Origin of the sequence: Stenotrophomonas panacihumi, assembly GCF_001431645.1 — a bacterium.
In the GTDB taxonomy this organism is placed as follows: domain Bacteria; phylum Pseudomonadota; class Gammaproteobacteria; order Xanthomonadales; family Xanthomonadaceae; genus Stenotrophomonas_A; species Stenotrophomonas_A panacihumi.
Genome location: NZ_LLXU01000098.1, coordinates 39,141 through 64,703, shown reverse-complemented (window position 1 = coordinate 64,703; position 25,563 = coordinate 39,141). Strand labels below are relative to the sequence as shown.

At 67.4% G+C, this 25,563-nt stretch carries 26 protein-coding genes; 16 read left to right on the top strand and 10 right to left on the bottom strand.

What is annotated here, in order from left to right; genetic code table 11:
• Nucleotides 1-51 precede the first annotated feature (51 nt).
• The 4 genes from aceB (at nt 52) to ARC20_RS13165 (ending at nt 6,716) form a co-directional block, all read left to right on the top strand.
• Complete coding sequence (gene aceB, locus ARC20_RS13180) at nt 52-1,500, top strand: malate synthase A (protein ID WP_425480276.1); 1,449 nt, start codon at nt 52-54, stop codon at nt 1,498-1,500.
• 57 nt (nt 1,501-1,557) lie between these two features.
• Nucleotides 1,558-2,850: an isocitrate lyase gene (gene aceA / locus ARC20_RS13175; protein WP_057647852.1), complete on the top strand. Its 1,293-nt coding sequence runs from the start codon at nt 1,558-1,560 to the stop codon at nt 2,848-2,850.
• A 291-nt stretch (nt 2,851-3,141) separates the two neighbouring features.
• Nucleotides 3,142-4,179 (top strand): GGDEF domain-containing protein, encoded by a 1,038-nt coding sequence (locus ARC20_RS13170; protein ID WP_057647850.1) that lies wholly within the window; start codon nt 3,142-3,144, stop codon nt 4,177-4,179.
• A gap of 26 nt (nt 4,180-4,205) precedes the next feature.
• Nucleotides 4,206-6,716, top strand: coding sequence for a putative peptide modification system cyclase (locus tag ARC20_RS13165; RefSeq protein ID WP_057647849.1), 2,511 nt, complete (start codon nt 4,206-4,208; stop codon nt 6,714-6,716).
• A gap of 28 nt (nt 6,717-6,744) precedes the next feature.
• Here the strand turns inward: ARC20_RS13165 and ARC20_RS13160 are convergent, their stop codons facing one another.
• A complete protein-coding gene (locus tag ARC20_RS13160; protein ID WP_057647847.1) occupies nt 6,745-7,044 on the bottom strand; it encodes an NHLP-related RiPP peptide in 300 nt (99 codons plus the stop codon).
• Between the two features lie 179 nt (nt 7,045-7,223).
• On the opposite strand from ARC20_RS13160, the gene ARC20_RS13155 reads away from it, so the two are divergent.
• The 3 genes from ARC20_RS13155 (at nt 7,224) to ARC20_RS13145 (ending at nt 9,175) form a co-directional block, all read left to right on the top strand.
• On the top strand, nt 7,224-7,535 hold the full coding sequence (locus tag ARC20_RS13155) for an NHLP-related RiPP peptide (RefSeq protein ID WP_057647845.1): 312 nt from the start codon (nt 7,224-7,226) through the stop codon (nt 7,533-7,535).
• Nucleotides 7,536-7,587: 52 nt separating this feature from the next.
• Nucleotides 7,588-7,896, top strand: a complete 309-nt coding sequence (locus tag ARC20_RS13150; RefSeq protein ID WP_057647842.1) for an NHLP-related RiPP peptide — start codon at nt 7,588-7,590, stop codon at nt 7,894-7,896.
• Nucleotides 7,897-8,008: 112 nt separating this feature from the next.
• Nucleotides 8,009-9,175: a putative peptide maturation dehydrogenase gene (locus tag ARC20_RS13145; protein WP_057647860.1), complete on the top strand. Its 1,167-nt coding sequence runs from the start codon at nt 8,009-8,011 to the stop codon at nt 9,173-9,175.
• Between the two features lie 9 nt (nt 9,176-9,184).
• Here the strand turns inward: ARC20_RS13145 and ARC20_RS13140 are convergent, their stop codons facing one another.
• Genes ARC20_RS13140 through ARC20_RS13130 form a run of 3 tightly spaced genes read right to left on the bottom strand, consistent with a single transcriptional unit; the run spans nt 9,185 to nt 13,990 of the window.
• Nucleotides 9,185-11,164 carry an acetyl/propionyl/methylcrotonyl-CoA carboxylase subunit alpha gene (locus tag ARC20_RS13140; RefSeq protein ID WP_057647841.1) on the bottom strand — a complete coding sequence of 660 codons (1,980 nt, stop codon included), beginning with the start codon at nt 11,162-11,164 and terminating at the stop codon, nt 9,185-9,187.
• Nucleotides 11,165-11,183: 19 nt separating this feature from the next.
• Nucleotides 11,184-12,794, bottom strand: coding sequence for a carboxyl transferase domain-containing protein (locus ARC20_RS13135; protein WP_057647839.1), 1,611 nt, complete (start codon nt 12,792-12,794; stop codon nt 11,184-11,186).
• 32 nt (nt 12,795-12,826) lie between these two features.
• On the bottom strand, nt 12,827-13,990 hold the full coding sequence (locus ARC20_RS13130; protein ID WP_057647836.1) for an isovaleryl-CoA dehydrogenase: 1,164 nt from the start codon (nt 13,988-13,990) through the stop codon (nt 12,827-12,829).
• A gap of 118 nt (nt 13,991-14,108) precedes the next feature.
• Here ARC20_RS13130 and ARC20_RS13125 point away from each other — a divergent pair, with 118 nt between their 5' ends.
• Entirely contained in the window at nt 14,109-14,723 is a 615-nt protein-coding gene (locus ARC20_RS13125) for a TetR/AcrR family transcriptional regulator (RefSeq protein WP_057647832.1), read from the top strand.
• A 7-nt stretch (nt 14,724-14,730) separates the two neighbouring features.
• Here ARC20_RS13125 and ARC20_RS13120 read toward each other — a convergent pair whose 3' ends face one another.
• Genes ARC20_RS13120 through ARC20_RS13105 form a run of 4 tightly spaced genes read right to left on the bottom strand, consistent with a single transcriptional unit; the run spans nt 14,731 to nt 17,635 of the window.
• Nucleotides 14,731-15,069 (bottom strand): DUF3325 domain-containing protein, encoded by a 339-nt coding sequence (locus ARC20_RS13120; RefSeq protein ID WP_057647830.1) that lies wholly within the window; start codon nt 15,067-15,069, stop codon nt 14,731-14,733.
• Nucleotides 15,066-16,676: a PepSY-associated TM helix domain-containing protein gene (locus ARC20_RS13115; RefSeq protein ID WP_057647828.1), complete on the bottom strand. Its 1,611-nt coding sequence runs from the start codon at nt 16,674-16,676 to the stop codon at nt 15,066-15,068. The genes ARC20_RS13120 and ARC20_RS13115 overlap by 4 nt, the downstream gene beginning before the upstream one ends.
• Nucleotides 16,673-16,981 carry a DUF3649 domain-containing protein gene (locus ARC20_RS13110; RefSeq protein WP_057647859.1) on the bottom strand — a complete coding sequence of 103 codons (309 nt, stop codon included), beginning with the start codon at nt 16,979-16,981 and terminating at the stop codon, nt 16,673-16,675. Before ARC20_RS13110 ends, ARC20_RS13115 begins: the two co-directional genes overlap by 4 nt.
• 6 nt (nt 16,982-16,987) lie before the next feature.
• Complete coding sequence (locus ARC20_RS13105) at nt 16,988-17,635, bottom strand: DUF4198 domain-containing protein (protein ID WP_057647827.1); 648 nt, start codon at nt 17,633-17,635, stop codon at nt 16,988-16,990.
• Nucleotides 17,636-17,885: 250 nt separating this feature from the next.
• Between ARC20_RS13105 and ARC20_RS13100 the strand changes: the two genes are divergently transcribed.
• Nucleotides 17,886-18,404 carry a c-type cytochrome gene (locus ARC20_RS13100; protein WP_057647825.1) on the top strand — a complete coding sequence of 173 codons (519 nt, stop codon included), beginning with the start codon at nt 17,886-17,888 and terminating at the stop codon, nt 18,402-18,404.
• Nucleotides 18,405-18,479: 75 nt separating this feature from the next.
• Nucleotides 18,480-20,225, top strand: coding sequence for an ExeM/NucH family extracellular endonuclease (locus tag ARC20_RS13095; RefSeq protein WP_057647822.1), 1,746 nt, complete (start codon nt 18,480-18,482; stop codon nt 20,223-20,225).
• Between the two features lies 1 nt (nt 20,226).
• On the opposite strand, the gene ARC20_RS13090 is transcribed toward ARC20_RS13095, so the two are convergent.
• Nucleotides 20,227-20,610, bottom strand: coding sequence for a MerC family mercury resistance protein (locus tag ARC20_RS13090; RefSeq protein ID WP_057647820.1), 384 nt, complete (start codon nt 20,608-20,610; stop codon nt 20,227-20,229).
• 84 nt (nt 20,611-20,694) lie between these two features.
• The gene (locus ARC20_RS13085) at nt 20,695-21,555 is read right to left on the bottom strand and encodes an EamA family transporter (protein WP_057647818.1); all 861 of its coding nucleotides are present in this window, start codon (nt 21,553-21,555) and stop codon (nt 20,695-20,697) included.
• 64 nt (nt 21,556-21,619) lie between these two features.
• Between ARC20_RS13085 and ARC20_RS13080 the strand changes: the two genes are divergently transcribed.
• The 6 genes from ARC20_RS13080 (at nt 21,620) to ARC20_RS13055 (ending at nt 25,563) form a co-directional block, all read left to right on the top strand.
• Entirely contained in the window at nt 21,620-22,288 is a 669-nt protein-coding gene (locus ARC20_RS13080) for an alpha/beta hydrolase (protein ID WP_057647816.1), read from the top strand.
• Between the two features lie 16 nt (nt 22,289-22,304).
• Nucleotides 22,305-23,399, top strand: a complete 1,095-nt coding sequence (gene zapE, locus ARC20_RS13075) for a cell division protein ZapE (RefSeq protein WP_057647814.1) — start codon at nt 22,305-22,307, stop codon at nt 23,397-23,399.
• Between the two features lie 77 nt (nt 23,400-23,476).
• On the top strand, nt 23,477-23,938 hold the full coding sequence (locus ARC20_RS13070) for a MarR family winged helix-turn-helix transcriptional regulator (protein ID WP_057647813.1): 462 nt from the start codon (nt 23,477-23,479) through the stop codon (nt 23,936-23,938).
• A gap of 79 nt (nt 23,939-24,017) precedes the next feature.
• The gene (locus ARC20_RS13065) at nt 24,018-24,446 is read left to right on the top strand and encodes an organic hydroperoxide resistance protein (protein ID WP_057647811.1); all 429 of its coding nucleotides are present in this window, start codon (nt 24,018-24,020) and stop codon (nt 24,444-24,446) included.
• A gap of 83 nt (nt 24,447-24,529) precedes the next feature.
• Nucleotides 24,530-24,772 carry a MerR family transcriptional regulator gene (locus ARC20_RS13060; RefSeq protein ID WP_057647809.1) on the top strand — a complete coding sequence of 81 codons (243 nt, stop codon included), beginning with the start codon at nt 24,530-24,532 and terminating at the stop codon, nt 24,770-24,772.
• Nucleotides 24,773-24,861: 89 nt separating this feature from the next.
• Complete coding sequence (locus tag ARC20_RS13055; protein WP_057647807.1) at nt 24,862-25,563, top strand: alpha/beta fold hydrolase; 702 nt, start codon at nt 24,862-24,864, stop codon at nt 25,561-25,563.

The following is a 25,563-nucleotide window of genomic DNA, read 5'->3' as shown; positions in this document are numbered from 1 at the left end:
GGCCAGCGCGCGCTGGCCGCCCAGCAGGTTGCGCCAGGTCGGCGAGGTGGAATCCTCGAAGTCGGCCATGAACACCTTCGCGCCGGAGTTCAGCGCGTTGATGACCATCTTCGGGTCGGTCGGGCCGGTGACTGGCAGGTCGCCGCGATCCCGGCCGCGCTGCAGGACCGCCGCGTGGAGATCACCGGCCCGACCGACCCGAAGATGGTCATCAACGCGCTGAACTCCGGCGCGAAGGTGTTCATGGCCGACTTCGAGGATTCCACCTCGCCGACCTGGCGCAACCTGCTGGGCGGCCAGCGCGCGCTGGCCAGCGCGGTGCGCGGTGACCTGACCTTCGACACGCCGGCCAAGCACTACGCGCTCAAGCCGCTGGAGCAGCAGGCCGTGCTGATCGTGCGCCCGCGCGGCTGGCACCTGGACGAGAAGCACGTGCTGATCGACGGCCAGCCGATCGCCGGCGGCCTGTTCGACGCGGCGCTGTTCGCCTTCCACAACGCCCGCACGCTGATCCAGCGCGACCGCGGCCCGTACCTGTACCTGCCGAAGCTGCAGTCGATGGAAGAGGCCGCGCTGTGGGAGACGGCGCTGGCGCACATCGAGGCGATGCTCGGCCTGCCGCACGGGCAGATCAAGGTCACCGTGCTGATCGAAACGCTGCCGGCCGTGTTCGAAATGGACGAGATCCTGCACGCGTTGCGCGAGCGCATCGTCGGCCTGAACTGCGGGCGCTGGGATTACATCTTTTCCTACCTCAAGACCTTCCGCGGCCATGCCGACCGCATCCTGCCCGAGCGGGGCCAGGTCACCATGACCCAGCCGTTCCTGAAGGCCTACTCGGAGCTGCTGATCAAGACCTGCCACCGTCGCGGCGCGCATGCGATGGGCGGGATGGCCGCGCAGATTCCGATCAACCACGACGAGGCCGCCAACGAGCAGGCGATGGCCCGCGTGCGCGCCGACAAGCTGCGCGAAGTCACCGCCGGGCATGACGGCACCTGGGTCGCGCATCCGGCGCTGGTGCCGGTGGCGCGCGCGATCTTCGACGAGCACATGCCCGGCCCGAACCAGCACGGCGTGCTGCGCCCGGACGTGCAGGCCGACCGCGACACGTTGATCGCCCCGTCGCCCGGCACCATCACCCGCGCCGGCTTCGAGGGCAATGTCGAGGTGTGCGTGCGCTACCTGGCCGCGTGGCTGGACGGCAACGGCTGCGTACCGATCCACCACCTGATGGAGGACGCGGCGACCGCCGAGATCAGCCGCGCGCAGATCTGGCAGTGGCTGCACCACCCCGGGCAGCGCCTGGATGACGGCACCGCCATCGACCTGGCCCTGCTCGAATCCACGCTGCGCAACCTGCCGGCCCGCCTGGGGCCTACCGACAAGCTGCCGGGCGGGGCGCGCATCGCCGAGGCCATCGCGCTGCTCGACACCTTGAGCCGCGGCGACACCCTGGCCGACTTCCTGACCCTGCCCGCCTACCAGCGCATCGACTGAGCGCCGGCGGATTCCCTTCGCCTTTCCACGTTCCACCCCACTACCTGGAGTACCGCGATGAGCAAGCTGCCGACCGCCGAACAGATCCAGCACGACTGGGACACCAACCCGCGCTGGGAAGGGATCACCCGCCACTACAGCGCCGAAGACGTCGTGCGCCTGCGCGGCACCGTGCACGTGGAGCACTCGCTGGCCCGGCTCGGCGCCGAGAAGCTGTGGAAGTACCTGCATGAAAAGGACTTCGTCAACGCGCTGGGCGCGCTGACCGGCAACCAGGCCATGCAGCAGGTGAAGGCCGGCCTCAACGCCATCTACCTGTCCGGCTGGCAGGTGGCCGCCGACGCCAACCTGGCTGGGCAGATGTATCCGGACCAGTCGCTGTACCCGGCCGATTCGGTGCCGGCGGTGGTCAAGCGCATCAACAACACCCTGCTGCGCGCCGACCAGCTGCACCACGCCGAGGGCAAGGACGAGGTCGACTTCCTGCAGCCGATCGTGGCCGATGCCGAAGCCGGCTTCGGCGGCGTGCTCAATGCCTTCGAACTGATGAAGGGGATGATCGAGGCCGGTGCCGCCGGCGTGCACTTCGAGGACCAGCTGGCCTCGGTGAAGAAGTGCGGCCACATGGGCGGCAAGGTGCTGGTGCCCAGCCGCGAGGCGATCGAGAAGCTCAACGCCGCGCGCCTGGCGGCCGATGTGATGGGCGTGCCGACGCTGCTGGTCGCCCGTACCGATGCCGAGGCCGCCGACCTGCTGACCAGCGACATCGACCCGACCGACCAGCCGTTCACCACCGGCGAGCGCACCGTCGAAGGCTTCTACAAGACCCGCAAGGGTTTGGACCAGGCGATCAGCCGCGGCCTGGCGTATGCGCCGTATGCCGACCTGATCTGGTGCGAGACCGGCAAGCCGGACCTGGAGTTCGCGCGCAAGTTCGCCGAGGCGATCCACGCCAAGTTCCCGGGCAAGCTGCTGGCCTACAACTGCTCGCCGAGCTTCAACTGGAAGAAGAACCTGGACGACGCGACGATCGCCAAGTTCCAGAAGGAGATTGCCCGCTACGGGTACCGCTTCCAGTTCATCACCCTGGCCGGCTTCCACTCGCTGAACTACTCGATGTTCAACCTGGCCCACGGCTACGCCCGCCGCCAGATGAGCGCCTTCGTCGAGCTGCAGGAGGCCGAGTTCGCCGCCGCCGAGAAGGGCTTCACCGCGGTGAAGCACCAGCGCGAGGTCGGCACGGGCTACTTCGATGCAGTGACCCAGGCCATCCAGCAGGGCCAGTCTTCGACCACCGCCCTGACCGGTTCGACCGAGGAAGAACAGTTCCACGGTGAGAAGGCCGCCTGACCGCGCCGCGGCGCGCCGACCCCGGCCGGCTGAGAGGGGCCGCCGCCGGGGGCGGCATGCCACACGCGGTGCAGGCGTTTGATCGGCCCTCGGGAGGGGCCGGGCCCGGGGCAACCCGGGCCTCTTTTTTGTTGACCGCGCGGGATTTGACGGCGTTAGTGAAACCCGAGCGGCACGGCGCACATGCGTTCTCACGTTACATGAGATTGCGTGTGACGTCACGATGAACACTTTCTTAAGGTGCTAATATCAAAGATCGACCGGCAGAGCCCGCCGGCCAAGGATGTGGGGATGAACTGCGCCAGCGTGGGGCCTGGAGTGCCCGACCTCAACGTACGTGCGAGCCAGCCGGATGCCACGCATGCGGTGCTTGAGCCTGCCGAGACTGCGCTGTTCGCGCGCTTCGGTCGCACGCGCACGGTATCTTCCGGCCATCACCTGTTTCGTCGCGGCGACATCGGCACGCAGATGTTCATCGTCGTCAGCGGCACGGTCGACCTGGATTTCGGCGAAGACCTCGTCATCAAGCACATGGGCGCCGGCGAATTCTTCGGTGAGCTCGGCCTGTTGATCGGCGACCATCCGCGCAGTGCGGACGCCACCGCCGCCAGCGATTGCGAACTCATCGAACTGGACCACGCGGATTTCCAGAAGCTGGTGGACCACGATCCCGCACTGACCGCGCATTTCCTGCGCCGTTCGATCGTGCGCGTGGTCAACAACGAACAACTGCTGATCCGCCAGCTGCGCCGCCGCAACCATGACCTGGAAGAGGCGCTGGACAACCTCTACGCGACCTCGCACCAGCTCAACCAGACCGAAGAGCTGATCCGCACGGATGAACTCACGGGCCTGTACAACCGCCGCGGCCTGACCCTGCACCTGCAGGAATGCCGCCGTGCGGGGCGTCGCCCGGGCAACGGCCTGCTGCTGATCGACTGCGACCGCTTCAAGCGCGTCAACGACGAACACGGCCACCTCACCGGCGACCGCGTGCTGCAGAACGTCGCGCACATCCTGCGTTCGGTACTGGTCGGCGACGACCTGGCCTGCCGCCTGGGTGGCGACGAGTTCTGCGTGTTCGTCGCCAGCACGGATGCCGAGGGCCTGCGCCCGCTGGCCGAGCGCATCCTGCGCAACGTGCAGGCGCAGCTCACGATCGACGGTGCGCCGCAGATCTGCCCGGTGAGCATCGGCATCGCCCACCTGGACACCAATGGCGGCAGCTGGAACGATTGGTATGCGCGTGCGGACAGCGCGCTGTATGAAGCCAAGCGGCTAGGCGGAAACCGCCTGCACGGGCTGGAAACGGCGTCCTCGGTGGTCTGAGCATTGGGCGAACAGGAGATCGCGCGATGGATGGTGTTCCGCAACCCCTGGCCGATTCCCCGCAGCTGCGCACGCTGCTGCTGACCGATTTGTGCGATTCGACCGAACTGGTCGAACGCCTGGGCGATGCCGCCGCCGCCGAACTCTTTCGCGAACACGACACGCTGGTGCTGCGCCTGCAGCAGCAATCGCGCGGGCGCCTGATCGACCGATCCGATGGCCTGCTGCTGTTGTTCGAGCGCCCCATCGACGGTTTGGGCTTCGCACTGGATTACCAGCAAGGCCTGCGCGAGCTCGGCCATGCCCGCGGTTTGCGCCTGCTGGCGCGCGCCGGTTTGCACGTGGGCGAGGTGCTGACCTGGCGCAACAGCGAGGAGGCCGTGCAGATCGGCGCCAAGCCGCTGGAAGTCGAGGGCCTGGCCAAGCCGGTGGCCGCGCGCCTGATGGCGTTGGCGCGGCCGGGACAGATCCTGCTCTCGGCAGTGGCCGAATCGTTGACGCAGCGCGCTTCGCGCGAGCTGGGCGAACGCGGCGAGCGGCTGCTGTGGAAGTCGCACGGGCACTGGCGCTTCAAGGGCATGCCGACGCGCATGGAGGTGTACGAGGTCGGCGAGATCGGCCTGACCCCGCTGCGCGCGCCGAAGAGCACGCCGAAGGCGTGGCGCGATATCCCGTTGTGGCGGCGGCCGGCGGCGCTGGTGGCTGAAGCGGCGGTGGTCGCGACGATCGTGGTCGGTGGGTGGTTTTTTACGCGACCGGAGCCTGCCATCGCGTTCGCCGAGCGCGACTGGGTCGTTGTGGGGGACATGCGCAACCTCACGGGCGATACGCTGCTGGATGATTCGTTGCAGCAGGCGTTCCGTATCAGTCTTGAGCAGTCGCGGTATGTGAATGTTGTGAGTGAACGGCGGTCGCGCCAAGCGCTTACGATGATGCGCAAGGATCCATCCGGTTTGCTGGTCAACCGCGAACTGGCTTCCGAGATCGCCTTGCGTTCGGGCGCCGTTGCCGTACTGATGCCGACGGTTGCTGATATCGGCGGCCATACGCGAGTCAGCGTAGAAGTTGTGAATCCGTCCACCCAGGAAAATGTCTTCGTGGTTTCCGCGGAAGGACGGGGTGGCGATGCGAGCTTGCGCGCGATTGATGCCGTGACCGTCGAGCTGAGAGAGCGTCTTGGAGAGGCCGCGATCACCGCGAAGGCTTCAAGGCCATTGCCTGAAGTGACAACCTCGAGTATCGAAGCGTTGCGCGCCTACGCCCTTGGACAGGATCGCTTTGACAACGGTGATACCAAAACGGCGATCGGCTTCTACCGGAAGGCCATTGAACTCGATCCGCAGTTCGCACTCGCGTGGTTGGCGCAAGTTCGCTGCTATTTCGTACTCAATGACTCCAAGTCCGGTCTGGCTGCGCTGGAAACGGCCAAGAGCCTGAGTTCGCGCCTTCCGCCCAGGGAGGCCATGTACCTGGACGGCTGGAGCAAGGAATTGCTTGCGCAGGACCAGGCACTGGAAGCATGGACGCAGATGGCGGCGATGTATCCGGACTATGCGCCGGCCCAGCATAATGTCTCCATTCGGTTGATGGGGGAGAATCGCTTCAAGGAGGCGCTCCCGTACTCAATCAACGCAGTGGGTGTTTCCAGTGACCTTCCCAGCGTGGGGCTCGATCAGCTTGCACGCGTGAAACTGGGACTGGGCGACTTCGATGGCGCCATAGCGGCTGCAAATCAGGCCAGAGCAGCTGGCTATCAGGCTTCCGGTCGCCGCATCGCCATGGCGGCGGCAGCCAAGCGCGATTACTCGCTGGCTGAGCAGGCGCTTTCCGGAACTGAAGGCCCGGACTCTCATGCAAGCATCGAGCGTACGTCTGTTGCAATCGATCAGGGAAGATGGGCGGAGGCACTGCAGTACGCGCAGGCGGGCCTGGATGTCAGTGGAGACAAGGAAGCTTTCAGTTATCGACGTGCGCAATTCCTTGTCGCCATCGCCGAGGCGAACATGAAGATGGATCCGGAGCTGCGCCTGAGGAAGTCTGGGGCGTTGTCCGTGGCGGCGCTCGACAAGGAAGGCAGCAGGGACGTAATCGATGACGCAAATCTAGGCCTGTCGGTCGCAATCTTCGCAGCGCGCCAAGGCGACACCAAGCTTGCGAAGCAACTGCTCTCTGAAATCTCCGCTCGGGCCAAGAAGCTTCCCGGACTCGGGGGCAATCGCGTATTCAATGAGCTATCCGCCGTCGCTGACGCGTGGATTTCCTTGAACGCAGGCGATGTCGCGGCTGCGCAGCGCTCGGTGCTGCCCTATATGGACGACATTTCGCGATATCAGACGAGGGTCGTGGCGATGGAGGCAATGAAGCGCGCAGGTGACGCAGCTGGGGCCCAACAGCAACAGAGTTGGCTGCGTAGCCGGCGAGGACTTGCATACGCGGAGTTTGAGTGCGGCTATTGCCTGCAGGCGATGAACGTCAAGGATAGTAACCAGGGACTGGTATCGCACTCCGCGCCGGTCACAGGCGTCGCCCTGCCATGACCCGGGCGGCCATGGCAGGGCGTGGGTCTTACTTGAGGGTGCGACCGCCTGCCTGGTTCGCATCCAGCATGGGTACCGACTGGTCCATTCCGCGAGTCAGCATGCTCTGGAGAGCTTCTTTTGCCGAGACAATGGTTTCCTTGTCTGCGAGCGTGATCTTCGCGCAGCAGGTTCCGACGAACTGCTTGAGTCCGTCATCGGGCTGAAGGCCGAGTTCAACCATTGCGGCCAACGGATCGCTGCTGAAAAGATCCCGGAACTTGTCGTTGCTCGAGAGAAGTTCGATCAACTTGTTGGCGGTAGCTGCTTCGAGCTTGAGAGTGGACATGATGTTTGGTCTGGTGGTGGTTGACGAAGAGTATCGGCGTGGACTTCAATATCTTTAGTGCATGTAACCGCTGCATATTAGCAGCGTAGTTTCGATGTTGGATGTCCGGCTATCTCGATGTACGGCACTTTTCGCGGTGATGTAATTCTGCTCATCAACCTGGCAATGGGAGGCTCTTCATGGCAATGAAGTTCGAACCTGTCGTGGCTCGCAAGCTGGTGGAGTTGCTGTGCTCCGACGATGGCTTTCGCGAGAATTTTTGTGCTGATCCAAGTTCGGCGTTGATCGATAGCGGTTTGTTGCCGATCGGCGGCGTCGACTCTGTTCGAGCGCATCACCGTTGCATCATGGTGAGCGAGCTTGCATCAAAAGCGGATATTCTTGCGGCGCAGTGTGAGATTGATCGGATGCTTACTCATGGAATCGGCCAGATCACGCCGGCCCTTGACGCGGGGCTTTCCTTGGCCAGGCGGGTAAAGCTGGTTGCCTGACGCCACAGGTAAACCCGTAATCTGTGTCCTCATCCTCGAAAGGAGATCGACAGTGATCAAGTTCGACCCCGCGTCCGCTCGCAAGCTCATCTCGACGCTCTCTTCGGATGATTTATTCCGGGAGCAGTTCACCGTGGACCCGATCGGAGCACTGGAGCAGGCTGGACTTATGCCGTCGGGTAAGGATGGCGAGGCGATTCGTGCAAATTCGAGTTGCTTGATGGTCACCCAGCTCGCATCGAAAGCCGACATCCGCATGGCTGCACAGGAGATCGACCGAATGCTGACATCAGGCAGCAGTCAGACGGTACCCGCACTCGACGCTGGCTTGGCGCGCGGGCTGCACCTGCGGGCGGCCTGAGGTCCTAGATTCGCGATCCATGCCGAAGCTACGGTTTATGTAGCTTCGGTGGATCTTGTCCGCGAGCCCATTCGCGTTATCGGATACTCCTGCAATCATGAAGTTGCAAAACCTGCACGTGCGTCGTTGCGAAGTGCTTGTCATCGAGCCTCAAGAGGCTATTGAGTTCGAGTTCGAGAGTTTGTTGACTGGTGGAGACGGCTTGCGGCGCACGCTTTCCTGGCGCGCCCTGGCGCCGCATATCGGCCAGCCCGTTGAAGTGGATGCGCCGCAACGGGAGCTGCTAGGTAGGATCAGTCCTTCTCGTTGGATTCCTATGTCCGATCTGGCAGAAGAAATCGAACTTGCTACGCAGCTGCTCGAGCTTGGCTTGCTTGTCGCGAAAGAGCAGGGCGTGCACGATGCCCACCGAGAGCGTGACGAACGCCTCCGCTCCGCCTACTGGCACCCCATGGGTGCCCTTCTCCACGCCTTCACCCGCTGGGACGAAGTGGACGCGGTGAAAAACATGAAGGAGTCCGGTACCGAAACCGCGCTGGAGATGCGGCAGGTGCTAGGCGTGCCGCCGGCCGAGGCGCGTCGTCTCGTGCCGGAGGATGAAGCACTCATCCGGTTGCCGGAGGTGCCCCACAACAGCTTCGACGAGCTGATGCATCGTCGCGTCACTTGCCGCAACTTCGACGCCTCGCGTCCGGTGCCGCTGACCGTCTTCTCCAAGATCATCGAACGTGCCCTGGCCGCGCAGACCAAGGTGGAAGTCACCGACGACATGGTGTTCCTCAAGAAGAACGTGCCGTCCGGTGGTGGCCTGCATCCGATGGAGGCGTATCTCATCGTGCAGAACGTCGAAGGGCTCGCGCCGGGTCTGTACCACTACCGGGCGGATGCGCACGCACTGGAGGCGCTGCCATCACCGGAAGGGGAGTTGAGCGATTTCGTGATGGAATCCGTCGCGCAGCAGCACTGGTTCCGGGATGCCCATGTGCTGATCGTGCTGGCGCCTCGCTTCGATCGCACGTTCTGGAAGTATCGCCAGCATGCGAAGGGCTACCGCGTCGTGGCGCTGGAAGCCGGGCACATCTCCCAGACGCTCTATCTTTCCGCCACGGATCTGGGTTTGGGCGCCTTCATTACCGGTGCGATCAACGAGCAGCACCTGGAGCGCGCGCTGGGGTTGGATCCGACCACGCAAGGTGCGCTGGCGATCTGCGGATTCGGCTGGCGCGACAAGGTGATGGTGACGGCGGAGCTGGATCCGGGGTCGAAGATCTGGGCCTGATCCGTCCGCCTAACCCGCCTCAAACTCCACCAGCACTACCCCCTCGCCCACCAGTTCCCCTTCGCGAACCCGGTAAGCCTTCAGCACCCCATCGGCCGGCGCGTTGAGGCTGTGCTCCATCTTCATCGCTTCCAGCACTACCAGCGGCTGGCCTTTGGCCACCTTGGCGCCGGGCACCACGGGAAGCGCGATCACCCGGCCGGGCATGGGCGCGGTCAGCCCACCGGCCTCCACCGCTGGCTGGTCCGCTTCCGCGATGGCGTCATGGATCAACCAGGGCTGCCCGCCGTCCATCCCGAACAGGTGCACACGGGAACCATCGCGCCACGCGCGCAGTGGCCACTGCCGCCCTTCCATTCCGACGCGCAGCCCATCCGCTTCCCGCCGCACCGTAGCCTTGGCCTGCCTCTCTCCAAGCGCCACGTCCCATCCCTGGCCGCCCGTGCGCAATGCCACGCGACGGCGCTCTCCACGGTGCTCCAGTTCGATCCCCGTCCACGCACGCTCGCCCATGCGCCATCCGTCCTCCATCGACCAGGGCGAATGCGGATCGGTTCGCTCCACCGCTGCCGGAGTACGAAGCACCTGCGCGGCGAGTGCCGCCAACATCCAGTGCGCGTCGTCAGCTGACGCGGCTGGCTGCAGCGCCGCCTGCTCGCGCTCGATCAGCGCGGTATCCAGCCGTGCATGCGAGAACGAATCGGTCGCCACCAGCCGCCGCAGGAAATCCACGTTGGTGGTGACGCCAGCGATCTCGCACTGCGCCAACGCCGCTCGCATCCTTCTCAGCGCCGCAACGCGATCCACGTCCCACACGATGAGCTTGGCGATCATCGGGTCGTAGTAAGGCGTAATGGCGTCGCCTTCCTCCACGCCCGTATCCACGCGCACGTGGCCATCGTCCGGAGGCAGCCGCAGCCGGCGCAGCGTCCCGATGGAGGGCAGGAACCCGCGATCGGCATCTTCCGCATACAGGCGCGCTTCGATGGCGTGCCCGTGGATCTCCAGTTCCTCCTGTCGCTTCGGCAACGCCTCGCCGCTGGCCACGCGCAACTGCCACGCCACCAGGTCGGTGCCGGTGATGCACTCGGTCACCGGATGCTCCACCTGCAGGCGGGTGTTCATTTCCATGAAATAGAAATCGCCCTGCGGCCCGGCGATGAACTCCACCGTGCCCGCGCCGACGTAGCCCACCGCGCGTGCGGCTTCTACCGCGGCGTGGCCCATCGCGGCGCGGCGCTCGGCGGTCATGCCCGGTGCCGGCGCTTCCTCCAGCACCTTCTGGTGGCGCCGCTGCACGGAGCAGTCGCGCTCGAACAGGTGGACGACATTACCGAGGCTGTCGGCAAATACCTGGATCTCGATATGCCGCGGCCGCTCGACATATTTCTCCACCAGCACATGCGCATTGCCGAATGCCGACTGCGCCTCGCGCTGGCAGCTGGCGAGCGCGGCGACGAAATCCTCGCTGCGATCCACGCGCCGCATGCCCTTGCCGCCGCCGCCGGCGCTGGCCTTGATCAATACCGGGTAGCCGATCGCATCGGCTTGCGCGCGCAGGAACTCCGCATCCTGTTCGTCGCCGTGGTAGCCGGGGGTCAGCGGTACGCCGGCCGCCTGCATCAATGCCTTCGCGGCGCTCTTGTCGCCCATCGCGCGGATGGCCTGCGGCGGCGGGCCGATGAAGACGACGCCGGCGGTGGCGCAGGCCTCGGCGAAATCCGCGTTCTCGGAAAGGAAGCCGTAGCCGGGATGGATGGCCTGCGCGCCGGCCTGGCGTGCGGCAGCCAGCAGCACGTCACCGCGCAGGTAGCTCTCCGCCGCTGGCGCAGCGCCGATATGCACGGCTTCATCGGCCAGCCGCACATGGCGGGCGTCGCGGTCCGCATCGGAGTACACCGCCACGGTGGCGATGCCCAGCCGGCGACAGGTGGCGATGACGCGGCAGGCGATCTCCCCGCGGTTGGCGATCAGGATCTTGTCGAACATTTGCAGCTCTCCTGGCCGCTTACATGCGGAAGACGCCGAAGCGGGTGGCTTCGGCAGGGGCATTGAGCGAAGCGGAAAGCGCCAGGCCCAGTACGCGGCGGGTATCGGCGGGGTCGATCACGCCGTCATCCCATAGCCGGGCGCTGGCGTAGTACGGATGCCCCTGCGCCTCGAACTGCGCGCGGATCGGTGCCTTGAAGGCCTCTTCCTCCTCGCCGGGCCATTGGCCGCCCTTGGCCTCGATGCCGTCGCGGCGCACGGTGGCCAGCACGCTGGCGGCTTGCTCGCCGCCCATCACGCCGATGCGCGCGTTCGGCCACATCCACAGGAAGTTCGGCGAGTACGCGCGGCCGCACATGCCGTAGTTGCCGGCGCCAAACGAGCCGCCGATCACCACGGTGAACTTCGGCACCTTCGCGCAGGCCACCGCCATCACCAGCTTGGCGCCGTCCTTCGCGATGCCGCCATGCTCGTACTTGCGTCCCACCATGAAGCCGGTGATGTTCTGCAGGAACACCAGCGGGATGCCGCGCTGGCAGCACAGCTCGATGAAATGCGCGCCCTTGAGCGCGGACTCGGAGAACAGGATGCCATTGTTGGCGATGATGCCGACCGGATAGCCATGCAGGTGCGCGAAGCCCGTCACCAGCGTATTGCCGTAGCGCGGCTTGAACTCGTCGAAGCGCGAGCCGTCGACGATCCGCGCGATGACCTCGCGCACGTCATACGGCTTGCGGGTATCGGCCGGGATCACGCCGTACAGCTCCTGCGCCTCGAACAGCGGCGCCTCCGGTGCCTGCAGCAGCAACGAAGGCGCCGGCTTGCGCCAGTTGAGCTGGGCCACGATGGCGCGAACGCGCGCCAGCGCCTGCAGGTCGTTGTCGGCGAAATGGTCGGCCACGCCGGAAATGCGCGTGTGCACGTCGGCGCCGCCGAGCTCCTCGGCACTGACCACCTCGCCGGTGGCCGCCTTCACCAGCGGCGGTCCGCCGAGGAAGATCGTGCCCTGCTCGCGCACGATCACTGTCTCGTCGCTCATCGCCGGCACGTAGGCACCACCGGCCGTGCAGGAACCCATCACGCAGGCGATCTGCGGGATGCCCTGCGCTGAAAGGTTGGCCTGGTTGAAGAAGATCCGGCCGAAGTGGTCGCGGTCCGGGAATACCTCGTCCTGCATCGGCAGGTACGCGCCGCCGGAATCGACAAGGTAGATGCACGGCAAGCGGTTCTGCTGGGCGATTTCCTGCGCGCGCAGATGCTTCTTCACCGTGATCGGGTAATACGTGCCGCCCTTGACCGTGGCGTCGTTGGCCACGATCACGCATTCCACGCCGCTCACCCGGCCGATACCGGCGACCACGCCGGCGCACGGCACCTCGTCGCCATACATGCCGTGCGCGGCGAGGGGCGCGATTTCCAGGAACGGGCTGCCGGGGTCGAGCAGGGCATCGATGCGCTCACGCACCAGCAGCTTGCCGCGGGCGACGTGCTTGGCGCGCGCGGCCTCGCTGCCGCCCAGTGCGGTGCGCGCCAGCGTCGCGCGCAGGTCGTCCACCTGCGCGCGCAGTGCGGCGGCGTTCGCTTCGAAGGTGTCACTGCCGGGTTGCAGCTGGGTGGTCAGGACGGTCATCTCGTTCCTTGCGTTGGCGGGTGGCCGCGACGTCAGCGCGTCTTCTCGAACAGCTCGCGCCCGATCAGCATGCGGCGGATCTCGGACGTCCCCGCGCCAATCTCGTACAGCTTGGCATCGCGCCACAAGCGGCCGGTCGGGTATTCGTTGACGTAGCCGTTGCCGCCCAGGATCTGGATGGCCTGGCCGGTCAGCCAGGTGGCCTTCTCGGCCGCGTAGAGGATCGCGCCGGCGGCGTCCTGCCGCGTGGTGCGGCCCTGGTCGCAGGCGCGTGCCACGGCATACACGTACGCGCGGCACGCATTGAGCCCGACATACATGTCGGCGATCTTGGCCTGGATCAGCTGGAAGGTGCCGATGGGCTCGCCGAACTGGCGGCGCTCGTGCACGTACGGCAGCACCACGTCCATCGCCGCCGACATCAGCCCCAGCGGGCCGCCGGACAGCACCACGCGCTCGTAATCCAGGCCCGACATCAGCACCCGCACGCCACCGCCGACCTGCCCCAGGACGTTCTCCGCCGGTACCGCGCAGTCGTTGAAGACCAGCTCGCAGGTGTTTGAGCCGCGCATGCCCAGCTTGTCCAGCTTCTGCGCGGTGGAGAAGCCCGGCATGCCCTTCTCGATGAGGAAGGCGGTGATGCCGCGCGCCCCGGCTTCGGGGTCGGTCTTGGCATAGACCACCAGCACGTCGGCGTCCGGGCCGTTGGTGATCCACATCTTGTTGCCGTTGAGCACGAAGTGGTCGCCACGGCGTTCGGCGCGCAGTTTCATCGACACCACGTCGGAACCGGCGCCGGGCTCGCTCATGGCCAGCGCGCCGACATGCTCGCCGCTGCACAACCGGGGCAGGTACTTTTCCTTCTGCGCCGGCGTGCCGTTCTTGCGCAGCTGGTTGACGCACAGGTTGGAGTGCGCGCCATACGACAGGCCGATGGCACCGGAAGCGCGGGAGATTTCCTCCATCGCCACGACGTGGGCGAGATATCCCATGCCGCTGCCGCCATACTCCTCCTCGACGGTGAGGCCGAGCAGGCCTTGTTCGCCGAGCCGTCGCCACAGCGGGACCGGGTAGGTGTTGTCGTGGTCGACCTGGGCGGCGATGGGTGCGATCTCGCGCGCGGCGAAGGCGGCAACGCTTTCGCGCAGCAGGTCGATATCCTCGCCCAGGTCGAAATTCAGCGACGGCACGTGCATGGTGGAACTCCGTGGCGGTAGTCGGCGCACGCCTGGCAGGCGTTGCATTCCGGCATCAGCCTAGCCCGTTCCGATAAAGAAGTGAATCGTAATTCACAAATTGAGCCGCAATCTCCGCATGGTCTACAAACGCTCCGCCCTGATGGAAGAACGCCTGGCCGGCAACCGCGAACGCATCCTGCAGGCGGCCCGCAAGCTGGTGGCCGAAGGCGGTTACCGCAACGCACCGATCACTGCTGTCGCCGCCGCGGCGGGGGTGTCCACCGGGCAGATATATCGGCATTTCCCCTCAAAAGCCGACTTGTTCGTGGAAGTTTTGAGCGCCGCGGTGGAGAACGAGATCGCCATCCTGCGCGCCATCGCCGCCGAGCCGCTGCCGGTGGGCCGTCGGCTCCATCGCGCGGTGGAGTCTTTCGTACGGCGCGCGCTGGCAGGCCCCGGCCTGGCCTGGGCGTTCATCGCCGAGCCCGTGGAGGCCGAGGTGGATGCCGAACGCATCCGGGCTCGCCGGCTGCTGGGCGAGGTGTTCCGGGACCTGCTGGCGCAGGGCGTGGCCAGCGGCGAGCTGCCCGAGCAGGATCTGGACGCGGCGGCGGCGTGCCTGGTCGGTGCCTATACCGAGGCGCTGGTCGGGCCCATCGCACCCAGCCGCGAGAGCCCGCGCGATGGCGAACGGCTGGTCGAGGCGATCTGCACGTTCTGCCTGCGCGCGGTAGGCGCGCAGGCGGCCTAGGCCGGGCTCAGCCCAGCACGCCCCACAGCAGCAGGGCCAGCACTGGTGCACCCCACGCCAGCGGCTTGATGGCGCGTGGCCGGTACGGCAGCAGGCCGAACACCAGCAGCACCGCCGAGGCGGTCAGCGTGCCGAGCCAGAGCACGGTGCCGATCGCGCCGCCGCGTGCGCTCCAGCACAGCAGCAGCGACAGCGTCAGCAGCACCCAGCCGGCAATGCGCAGTTGCCGGCGCCGCTGCACGGTGGGTGCCGGCTGGCCCGGTGCCACATGCGCCGGGTGTTCCATCGCGCGCCACAAGGCGGTGAAACCGGAGAAGCCCAGCGCGATCGCCAGCCACACGGTCATGCGCCTTCCCCCACGGGCGGCGTGGCGATCGCCGGTGCCGCGGCCTGCACACGGGCCTTGCGCTGCGATGCCGGCACCGGCGGTTGCCAACGCTGCACGCGCCGCGCCGCCACGGCCAGGCAAATGCCCAGCGCCAGGCAGACCAGATCCACGCCGGCCAGCGACCACAGCCCTGCGGGAAGGGTGACGCCGAGATGGATGCCGGTCGTCAGCGCGTTGACCAGCGGAATGCCGGCGAACATCACCGCGCCCACGTACAGCTGCGCCCACCACATGCTCCGCTTCGGCCACGCGAACGCAGCCAGCATGGCCACGCCCCAGGCCCAGAAAAAGACGTTCTGCTCAAGGTTGGCGCGGCCTTCGATGCCCACCGGCAGCAGGCGGTTGCCCCAGAAATACGCCGCGAAGGCGATGGGCAGGCCGGCCACCGCACCGATGTTGAGCGCGTCGACCAGGCGCAAACCGAAGCCGATGCGACCGGCCTTCAGGTGCTTGGGTCGTTCCTTCTGCGCCCACAGCACCGCGCCGCTCGCCACCATCAGGCAGCCGAGCAGGCCGCAGCCGAAGAACAGCAGCCGCAGGGCGGGGTCGGCGAAACGCGCCATGTGCAGGCCATACAGCGTGCCGTAGGTTTGCGTGGCGCCGCCGGGCGGGGGACTGCGTTCGAGCAGGCGGCCGGTCACCGCGTCGTAGCGCAGCGAGGGCGCGATGTTCGAAATCGAGCTGGGGCGAACGCCGAAATCCACCGTGGCGTTTGCATCGCCTGGGTTGGCGACCGACATCGTGCCGATATCCACGCCGGGCCATTCGGCGTTTGCCCGCGCCAGCAGCTCCTTCAGCGGGCGCATCGTGGCGGGCTTGCCGGCGGCGGGGCCGCTATCGCTGATGCGGTTTGCGGCTTCGGCGTAGTACTGCATTTCATTGCCGGGATAGCGCGCGTCGATTGCCCACGGCAGGTACATGAAGACCAGCGTGACGATGCCCGTGTAGGTGATCATCGCGTGGTACGGCAATGCCAGCACCGCGCTGACGTTGTGGAAATCCAGCCACGAACGCTGGCCCTTGCCCGGGCGGAACGTGAAGAAGTCCTTGAAGATCTTCTTGTGCGTGATCACGCCGGTGATGATCGCCACCAGCATGAACATCGCGCAGAAGCCGACGATGTAGCGCGCCCACACCACCGGGATGTAATGCAGGTCGAAGTGCAGCCGGTAGAGGAACTCGCCGCCGCGCGTCTCGCGCGCCGCCACTTCCTCACCGGTGCCCGGATCCACCGTGGCCTGCCCGTACGCACGCCGCGCCGGCGCGCCTTCCGGCGCCGGCGGGTTCATCCAGTACATCTCGATCGCCTGGGTGCGCGCGTCGGGCAGGGTGACATTCCAGCTCAACGCATCGCCGGCGTTGTGCTGCAGGTAGCGTTCGGCACTGGCCACCGCGGTGGTGGTATCCACCTGCGTGATGGGCAGCTCCGGCCGCATCCAGCGGCTGATTTCCTGCTTGTAGTAGCTGCTGGTGCCGCCCATGAAGATCAGCAGCAGCACCCAGCCGACCAGCAGGCCGGTCCAGGTATGCAGCCACGCCATCGATTGCCGGAAACCCTGCTTCATGCGCCCCCCGGCCCGATCAGTGCGGCGAGGCCGAACATCGCCGCCGCCGGGATCACGATGCCCGCCCATGCCCGCCATGCGCTGGCCGTGGCGAAGGCCCACAACGCGGCGCAGGCGCAGACCAGGATGCCGACCATCAGGCCGGTCAACACCGCCTGGCTGGGCGTGGGCAACGCCCGCGCGAGCAGCACGCTGCTGGCGCTGGCGAGCGCGTAGCCGCCGAAGATGGCGGCGCCGCTACGGGAGAGCACGCCCAGCCACGGGCGCTTGAACCACGGCAGGGGGAGGCGGTTGCTGGACACGATCACGCTTTATTCGGAAGCGAAAGTCAGCGTGCTGATGTGGTGCATCGTCTCGACCTGCTTGCCGGCCACCAGCGTCTCGACCGGCTCCTTGTGCGCGACCACCACGATGTAGCGGCCCGGTGCCAGCGACGGCAGCGTCACCCGGCCCTGTGCATCGGTCTTGAGCGTCTTGAGGGTCTTCTTCTGGTCGATGAGCGAGATCTCGGTATCGGCCAGCGGCTTTTCGCGGAACGTGGCGGTGAAGGTGTTGCCCTGGGCAGCCGTCGGCACGAGTTCCAGCGCCAGGCGCGACTTCGTGCTGCTGCGGCCGGCGCGCGCGTAGTAGCTCACCGCCTCATAGCGCTTGTCCTCGCCCTGCCACGGCTCGAAGACCTGGTTGTCGAACAGCCAGGCATCGCCGCTGGCGGCCAGCGGGGCGACGAGATGGTCGCCGTTGCGGGTCGCCTTGCCGGCCTTGCCCTGGGCACCGAACACTTCGAAATGCTGCAGGCGGCCGAGTTCGTCCTCGCTCTCGGCTGCCGCCGCTTCGGCCGGCTCGCCGAAATAGACGCGCACCGGGCCGCTCTGGCCGTCACGTTCGATCCAGATTTCATGGGCATGGGCCGACAGCGACAGGCACGACCAGGCCACGCAGGCCAGCAGCAGCTTCTTCATGAGCATGTTCCGGAGAGGTGTGAAGTTGGGAATGATACTCATTTTCCGGCTTGGCCGCGACGCGGCCGCCGTGCCGCGCTGCCGCAAAAGCGGCCTCCCGCCGCGTAGCGGGCGGGCGCAAACCCCCGCAATTCCGTGTGCTTTATCGAAGCCCTCGTGGCGGCGGGTGCCGGGGGGCTTCAGTGAATACGGACTGGCCCTATACTCCGGCGCGTAGCGAAGGTCCCGAACCACAGCCAGGAGTGAGCGCGTGCGGAATTACGATCTCGAGTTCCTGAAGAAGTTTTCCATGGTGATCGGCCTGCTGATGCTGGTCACCCTGGGCCTGATCCTGTTTGCCGCACACCTGCAACGCGCGATTCCCGACGAGGTATCCCCGACGGCCGCCAAGCGCACCGAGCAACGCATCGCACCGGCAGGTGCGGTCTATGCCGGCAGCACCGGCGCCGCCGCGCAGGCCGCCGCGCATGCGGCGGCGATGGCCAAGGCCGCTTCCCAGGTCGCCTATGGGGGTACGACCGACGGCAAGGTGATTTTCGACAACCTCTGCACCGCCTGCCATACCAATGGCGTGGGCAATGCGCCGACGCTGGACCATTCGCATTGGGACAAGCGCATCGCGCAAGGCAAGGACACGCTCTACAAGCACGCCATCGAAGGCTTCACCGGCCCCGATGGCGGCATCATGCCGCCGAAGGGCGGTAACCCGTCCCTGACCGAGGAGCAGGTCAAGGCCACGGTCGACTGGATGGTCGGCAATCTGAAATAGCCCGGGTGTATCGTGCACCCCCCGCGCCGCCCACCGGGCGGCGTTTTGTTTGGTCGGACCCACGGAGTACCCCGAATGTCGCTTTCCCCGGCTTCCCGGTTGCCGCAGTTGCGGCAGGCTGTCCTCACGCTGGCGCTGTGCGCCGTCCTGCCGGCCGTGGCCGCAGCCCCCAAGGCGCTGCCGATCGGCACGGTGCAGGGCAGCGAGGCGCGTAGCGCTTACGAAGGCAAGCCCGTCACGATCGAAGGCGTGGTGACCGCGGATTGGCGGGCCAGCCTCGGCGGCTTCTTCGTGCAGGACGGCGGCGACGGCGACGACGCCACCTCCGACGCAGTGTTCGTGCAGCCGGCGGGGGATGCCGCGCTCGCCGTGGGCGACCGGGTGCGCGTGCGCGGCCAGGTGGCCGAGACGGCGGCGGGTGCCCAAGCCTCGCTGACCACGCTCAAGGCCGAACGCATCGAGGTGCTCAAGCACGCCCAGCCGCTGCCGCTGCGCGAGATCACCGCCGCGCCCGCCGACTGGCGTGCCCTGGAAGGCGAACGCGTGCGCATCAGCGCGCCGTTGACGCTGTCCGGCACGGATGGGCTGGAGCGCAACGGCGAGCTGGTCGTCGCCTTCGATGGCCGGCTCTGGCAGCCGAGCGAAGTCGCGGAGCCGGGCAGCGCGCAGTACGCCGAGGTGGAACGTGACAACGCGCGTCGCCGCCTCGTGCTCGACGATGGCAGCAGCCAGCGCAACCCGGGGCAGGTGGCGTACCTGCCCGCCGATGCAACGCTGCGCACTGGCACTGCCTTCACGCAGGTGGAGGGCATCGTCGATCGCCGCTACGACGGCAGCTGGCGCCTGCAGGTGACCGCGCCGCTGGCGCCCCCGGCACTGCAGCGTCCCGCGCCGCCGGAAGTGGCCGGCGCCTTGCGCGCGGCCTCCTTCAACCTGGAGAACTTCTTCAACGGTGACGGCAAGGGCGGCGGCTTCCCCACCCTGCGTGGCGCGCGCACCGAAGCCGAGTTCAAGGCGCAGCTGGCCAAGCTGGTGGAGACGATCCGCCCGCTGCATGCCGACGTCGCCGCGCTGATGGAGCTGGAGAACGATGGCTACGGGCCGGACTCGGCCGTCGCCACGCTGGTCAACGCGCTCAACGAGGGCCAGGGCGAGCAGGGTGACTGGCGTTACGTGGATGCTGGCAAGGGGCCGGGAACGAATCCGATCCGTGTCGGCCTGATCTACCGCGCGTCCAGGGTGAAGGCGGTCGGCAAGCCGGTGACGCTGGAAGGCGGCCCGTTCGTCGACCACAGCCGGGTGCCGCTGGCGCAGGCATTCCGCAGCCGCGCGGGCGGCAAGCCGTTCGTCGTGGTGGCCAACCACTTCAAGTCCAAGGGCTGCAGCGAGGCGACCGGCGCCGATGCCGACCAGAAGGACGGCCAGGCCTGCTGGAACGCCACGCGCGCGCAAACCGCGCGGCGCCTGGATGATTGGCTGCGTACCGATCCCACCCGCAGCGGGGGCCAGCGCGCCGTCCTGCTGGGCGACTTCAATGCCTACGCCGAAGAATCCCCGCTACGCGAACTGCGTGCGCGCGGCTGGCAGGATGCGTTCGTCGTGGCCGGCGTCGCGCATCCCTACAGTTACGTCTACAACGGCCAGACCGGCCGGCTGGACCATGCATTGCTGAGCCCGGCCTTCGCGCCTGCGCTGCGTGGCGCGGTCGAATGGCATATCAATGCCGACGAACAGGACGCGCTGGGCTATCGGGATCGCAACGTGGAAGGGCCGTGGCGCAGCTCCGACCACGACCCGCTGCTGCTGGGCTTCGACCCCTGAGCTAGTGCGCGTGGCCGCGGCGCAGGTTCCAGGCATGCGTCGCGACCAGCATCAGGCTGCCGCCCACGGTAATGGGCGTCTCCCACCGCGCGACCGGCCAGCCCAGCGCGCCGGCAGCCAGCGCGGCCAGCCCGAACGCCGCCAGTGCCCACATCTTCAGCGGCAACGCGCGCCGGGCATGCGCGCGCGCGAGGGCCAGCAGGCTGAGCGGCAACGCCAGCAGCACGAATACGCCATGCACCCACTCGGCCTGGCTCCAGGCGCCGAGCACCGGCAGCAACGAGGCCAGCAGCGGCAGGGCGAGGCAATGGAGCAGGCACAGGCCTGACAGGGCGGCGGCCGACAAGTCGGCCCAAGCGGAGACGGTGGGGGTGGCAGGCTTCAAGGGATACTCCCGGCTGGAACTGTTATAGAGTAACAACAGTGTCAAGCCCGCCAGAGGTTGTAGCTGGAACGCCGTGTCGCGCGATCATCCCTTCGCGGCGAAGGCGATCACGGCGATGGCGACCACGGCCAGCGCCAGCCCCGCGCGGTTCCAGCGACTGGTCCGCTCCCCGAACGCCACGATGCCGACCATCGCGCCCAGGGCCACCACGCCGATGTTCATCGTGGCGAACACCACCGCCGGGCTGTCCGACAGGGCTTGGTGCGCGCGCACGTAGAACAGGATGTTGGCGAAGTTCAGCGCGCCCAGCACGCCGCCGCCGACCAGGCTGCGTGCATCGAAGCGCATGTCGCCGCGCAGGCGTCGCACGACCTGCACGGTGAGCATGAGTGCGAAGGCGATAAGGAAGCACAGCGTCAGCGAGCTGAGCGAGGACACGCCGGCGAGCGCGATGCGCTTGAGCAGCACGTCGATCAGCGCGAATCCGGCCCATACCGCGAGCAGCCACGGCCAGCCGCGTGCACCTTCCGACGCCGCGGCCGGCCGCTGCAGGATGCCCACGATCGCCAGCAGCCCAAGCGCGAGCCCCGCGAGCTTGCCGGCGCTGGCCTGCTCGCCGAACCACAGGAACGCTGCCGCCAGCGACAGCAGCAGCGACAGGCGCTGCGCCACGTCGCTGCGCACGATGCCGGCCAGGCGCACCGAGCGCGCGAGCACCAGGAAGATCGAGGGCAACGCGATGGCCAGCAGCACCAGCGCGACCCAGGGCGTCTGCGGCGCGCGCAATGCCGCCAGCGAGGGATCCAGCAGCCACAGCGCCAACGCACCGGCGACGGCGTAGTTCCAGGTGATCGCCTGGGCGATGTCGATGCGCTGGCGGGGCGCCAGCTTGAGCAGTACCGAGACCAGGACACTGCAGAGCACGCTGAGCAACAGGTAGGACATGGGCAGGACGATGCGGTGTGCCGGTACGCGTCGGGCGGCCGGGCGGGGCGGTTATTATGAGGGCATGTCCGAAGCCCCCTTCCCCACAGAATCCGGCGCGCTCGTGCTGGACGGCCCCGTCGGGCCGCTCGAAGTCGCCGTCGACCTGCCCGAGGGCGAGGTCGCGCCGCTGCCGGTCGTGGCCATCGTCTGCCATCCGCTCTCCACCGAGGGCGGCAGCATGCACAACAAGGTGGTCACGATGTGCGCGCGTTCGTTGCGCGAACTCGGCGTGACCGTGGTGCGTTTCAATTTCCGCGGCGTGGGCCATTCGGCCGGCACGTTCGACCACGGCAACGGCGAGCAGGACGACCTGCGCGCGGTCGCCGCCTGGGTGCGCGCGCAGCGCCCGGATGCGGCGCTGTGGCTGGCCGGTTTCAGCTTCGGTGCGTTCGTCTCGCTGCGCCTGGCCGGGGAACTGCAGCCGCAGGTGATGGTGTCGATCGCCCCGCCGGTGGATCGCGGCTGGGATTTCGAGGGCGTGCAGCCGCCCGCGCAATGGCTGGTCATCCAGGGCGATGCCGACGAGATCGTCGATGCGCAGGCGGTATACCGCTGGCTCGAGGGCCTGTCCGCGCCGCACGAAATGGTGCGCATGCCCGACACCAGCCACTTCTTCCATCGCAAGCTGATCGACCTGCGCGGCGCGATCCAGCACGGCGTGCGGCGCTGGCTGCCCGGCGCGAACGGCTGAGGCGGGCGGCGACGACATGACGGCACTGACTCCGTCGCAGCGCTACGCCGAAGGCGTGGCGCGCGGCGACTGGAACGACGACCCGGCCCAGCACGCGGCGCTGGCCGAACTGGACCGCATCCACGAAGCCCTGCTCGACAGCGCGCAGGACGGCTGGCTCGACCGCCTGTCCGCGTTCTGGAAAAAGCCCGAGCCGGTGCGCGGCCTGTACTTCTGGGGCGGCGTCGGCCGCGGCAAGACGTTCCTGGTGGACCTGTTCTACGACAGCCTGCCGATCAAGCAGAAGTACCGCACGCATTTCCACCGTTTCATGCGCGGCGTGCACGAGCGCCTGCGCGAGCACGCCGGGCAGAGCGACCCGCTGGCGAAGATCGCGCAGGAATGGCGCGAGAACCTGCGCGTACTGGTGCTGGACGAATTCTTCGTCACCGACATCGGCGATGCGATGCTGCTGGCCCGCCTGCTGGAGCGCCTGTTCGCCGAAGGCGTGACGCTGGTGACCACCTCCAATACCGCGCCGGAGAACCTCTACGCCAACGGCCTGCAGCGCGAGAGCTTCCTGCCCGCCATCGCGCTGCTGCAGAAGTTCTGCGTGGAGCTCTACGCCGAAGGCACCGAGGACTACCGCATGCGCGCGCTGACGCGCTCGCCGGTGTACCAGGCGCCACTCGACGCGCAGTCCGACGGCTGGCTGTCGCAGCGCTGGGGTGAACTCAGCGGCGGCGGCGCGGCGCACGCCGGCAACATCCAGATCGAGGGCCGCAAGATCCCGGTGCGCGGGCGCGGCAAGAGCATCGCGTGGTTCGATTTCGCCGCGCTGTGCGAAGGCCCGCGCGGCACGGCCGATTACATCGAGATCGCGCGCGAGTTCAACACCGTGCTGCTCGGCGGCATCCCGCACTTCGACCGCATGAACGAGGATGCGGCGCGCCGCTTCGTCAACCTGATCGACGAGCTCTACGACCGCCACGTCAACCTGGTCTGCACGGCGGTCGATGCGCCGCCGCTGCTGTACAGCGGCGAGCGCCTGGCCGGCGCCTTCGAGCGCACCGCCTCGCGCCTGATCGAAATGCAGAGCACCGAATACCTGTCGACCGCCCACAAGGCCTGATTCCGCGCCTGAACGAAAGCTGTCCATTTCGGCCATCAACCTTGCTATTAAATAGCGCGCTATGTAAATTGCACGCCATGGACAAGCCACTTCCCTTCGATGCCGCCGAAAGCCTCAAGCTGGACAACCAGCTGTGCTTCGCCCTGTACTCGACGCAGCTGGCGATGAACAAGCTCTACCGCGGCCTGCTCAAGGCGCTGGATCTCACTTATCCGCAGTACCTGGTGATGCTGGTGCTGTGGGAGCAGGACCAGCGCACGGTTTCGGACATCGGCGAACGCCTGTTCCTGGACTCGGCCACGCTCACGCCGCTGCTCAAGCGCCTGGAAGCCGCCGGCCTGGTGTCACGCCGTCGCGCTACCGCCGACGAGCGCCAGGTGGTCATCAGCCTCACCGATGCCGGGCGCGCGCTGCGGGCCAAGGCGGCCGATGTCCCGCAGCAGATCGGATGCGCCGTGGCCTGCAGCCTGGACGAGGCCAAGGCCCTCCACGGCCGCCTGAACCAGCTGCGGGAGAACCTCGGCCGCGCCGCCCGCTGATTCGTTCGACCCATGAAATTGCACGCTATTTAATCGCTCACTATCTGCGGCCCAGCCGCCACCCACCAGGAGAAGTCCCATGGCATCGCCCACCACCGTCCTGTACACCGCCCACGCCACCGCCACCGGGGGCCGCGAAGGTCGCGCCGTCTCGTCGGACAACGTGCTCGACATCAAGCTGTCCACCCCGCGCGAGCTCGGCGGCGCCGGCGGCGACGGCACCAACCCGGAACAGCTGTTTGCCGCCGGCTATTCGGCCTGCTTCATCGGTGCGATGAAGGCCGTCGCCGGCCGCGAGAAGATCAAGCTGCCGGCCGAACCGACCATCGAAGGCAGCGTGGGCATCGGCCAGATCCCGGGCGGCTTCGGCCTCGCCGTGGCGCTGAAGATCGCCGTGCCGGGCATGGAGCGCGAGCAGCTGCAGGCGCTGGTCGATGCCGCGCACCAGGTGTGCCCGTACTCCAACGCCACCCGCGGCAACATCGACGTCACCCTGACCCTGGCCTGATCCCCGGCCCGTCGGCGCCCCGGCGTCCGACGGGTTTCCGACAAGGCCGTTTCGACAATGGCGTCTCCGATACCGGAGACGCCATGAAGATCGGCCAGCTGGCTCGCGCGGTGGGCTGCAATGCCCAGAGCATCCGCCATTACGAATCCCTCGGCCTGTTGCCTCCCTCGCAGCGCACGCCCACCGGCCACCGCCGTTACGGCGAGGAAGACCTGGCCCGCCTGCTGCGGGTTCGCCGTGCGCGCCGCCAGGGCCTGTCGCTCACCGAGATTCGCGCGCTGCTGTGGACAGAGGCCGCGCCCGCCGGAGATGACGGCCAGGGTTGATCATGGACGCCGTGCACCGGCGCCGCGACAATCACCCGCATGCTCCACCTCCCCCTGAAGCCTGCGCGCTGCCGCGCACGGCCCGGCGCATGAGCGCCGCCTCCACCGACCTGCTGCTGTTGCCCGGCCTGCTCAACGACGAGGCCTTGTGGGCGGCGCAGATCGAAGCCCTGTCCCCCGAAGTGCGTTGCCACGTCGGCGACCTGACGACCGGCGATACGCTCGACGCGGTGGCCGGCGCCGTACTCGCCGCGGCGCCGCCGCGCTTCGCGCTGGCTGGTTTCTCGCTCGGCGGCTATGTCGCCCAGCAGATCCTGCGCGTGGCGCCGGAACGCGTCGAACGCCTGGCCCTGCTCGATACCTCCACCCGTGCCGATACCGCCGCCCGCAGCGCCCAGCGCCAGGCGCTGGCGCGTGGCGCGGCGATGCCGGGCACCTTCCACGGCTTCGGCGAAAAGCTGATGCGCAGCTACGTGGCGCCCTCGCATCTGCAGGACCACGCGCTGCTCGAATACATCCGCGCCATGACCGCGCGCTTGGGCGCGCAGGTCTTCGCCCGGCAAAGCCTGCTGGCCCGCCCGGACGGCAGCGACGTGCTGCGCGCCTGGCAGGGCCCGGCGCTGGTGCTGTGGGGCGCCGAGGATGCGATCACCCCGCCCGCGCTCCATCACGAAATGGCCGCCTTGATGCCGCAGGCGCGGCAGGTCGAACTGCCCGACTGCGGCCATCTCTCCCCGCTGGAGCAGCCGCAGGCGGTGACCGACGCGCTGCGGCGCTGGCTGGCGGACTAG

Bases quoted from the DNA above. Each gene is read 5' to 3' on its own strand.
- aceA (WP_057647852.1), top strand. From the start codon at position 1,558: ATGAGCAAGCTGCCGACCGCCGAACAGATCCAGCACGACTGGGACACC.
- ARC20_RS13170 (WP_057647850.1), top strand. From the start codon at position 3,142: ATGAACTGCGCCAGCGTGGGGCCTGGAGTGCCCGACCTCAACGTACGT.
- ARC20_RS13165 (WP_057647849.1), top strand. From the start codon at position 4,206: ATGGATGGTGTTCCGCAACCCCTGGCCGATTCCCCGCAGCTGCGCACG.
- ARC20_RS13160 (WP_057647847.1), bottom strand. From the start codon at position 7,044: ATGTCCACTCTCAAGCTCGAAGCAGCTACCGCCAACAAGTTGATCGAA.
- ARC20_RS13155 (WP_057647845.1), top strand. From the start codon at position 7,224: ATGGCAATGAAGTTCGAACCTGTCGTGGCTCGCAAGCTGGTGGAGTTG.
- ARC20_RS13140 (WP_057647841.1), bottom strand. From the start codon at position 11,164: ATGTTCGACAAGATCCTGATCGCCAACCGCGGGGAGATCGCCTGCCGC.
- ARC20_RS13135 (WP_057647839.1), bottom strand. From the start codon at position 12,794: ATGACCGTCCTGACCACCCAGCTGCAACCCGGCAGTGACACCTTCGAA.
- ARC20_RS13130 (WP_057647836.1), bottom strand. From the start codon at position 13,990: ATGCACGTGCCGTCGCTGAATTTCGACCTGGGCGAGGATATCGACCTG.
- ARC20_RS13125 (WP_057647832.1), top strand. From the start codon at position 14,109: ATGGTCTACAAACGCTCCGCCCTGATGGAAGAACGCCTGGCCGGCAAC.
- ARC20_RS13120 (WP_057647830.1), bottom strand. From the start codon at position 15,069: ATGACCGTGTGGCTGGCGATCGCGCTGGGCTTCTCCGGTTTCACCGCC.
- ARC20_RS13115 (WP_057647828.1), bottom strand. From the start codon at position 16,676: ATGAAGCAGGGTTTCCGGCAATCGATGGCGTGGCTGCATACCTGGACC.
- ARC20_RS13105 (WP_057647827.1), bottom strand. From the start codon at position 17,635: ATGAAGAAGCTGCTGCTGGCCTGCGTGGCCTGGTCGTGCCTGTCGCTG.
- ARC20_RS13095 (WP_057647822.1), top strand. From the start codon at position 18,480: ATGTCGCTTTCCCCGGCTTCCCGGTTGCCGCAGTTGCGGCAGGCTGTC.
- ARC20_RS13085 (WP_057647818.1), bottom strand. From the start codon at position 21,555: ATGTCCTACCTGTTGCTCAGCGTGCTCTGCAGTGTCCTGGTCTCGGTA.
- ARC20_RS13080 (WP_057647816.1), top strand. From the start codon at position 21,620: ATGTCCGAAGCCCCCTTCCCCACAGAATCCGGCGCGCTCGTGCTGGAC.
- zapE (WP_057647814.1), top strand. From the start codon at position 22,305: ATGACGGCACTGACTCCGTCGCAGCGCTACGCCGAAGGCGTGGCGCGC.
- ARC20_RS13070 (WP_057647813.1), top strand. From the start codon at position 23,477: ATGGACAAGCCACTTCCCTTCGATGCCGCCGAAAGCCTCAAGCTGGAC.
- ARC20_RS13065 (WP_057647811.1), top strand. From the start codon at position 24,018: ATGGCATCGCCCACCACCGTCCTGTACACCGCCCACGCCACCGCCACC.
- ARC20_RS13060 (WP_057647809.1), top strand. From the start codon at position 24,530: ATGAAGATCGGCCAGCTGGCTCGCGCGGTGGGCTGCAATGCCCAGAGC.
- ARC20_RS13055 (WP_057647807.1), top strand. From the start codon at position 24,862: ATGAGCGCCGCCTCCACCGACCTGCTGCTGTTGCCCGGCCTGCTCAAC.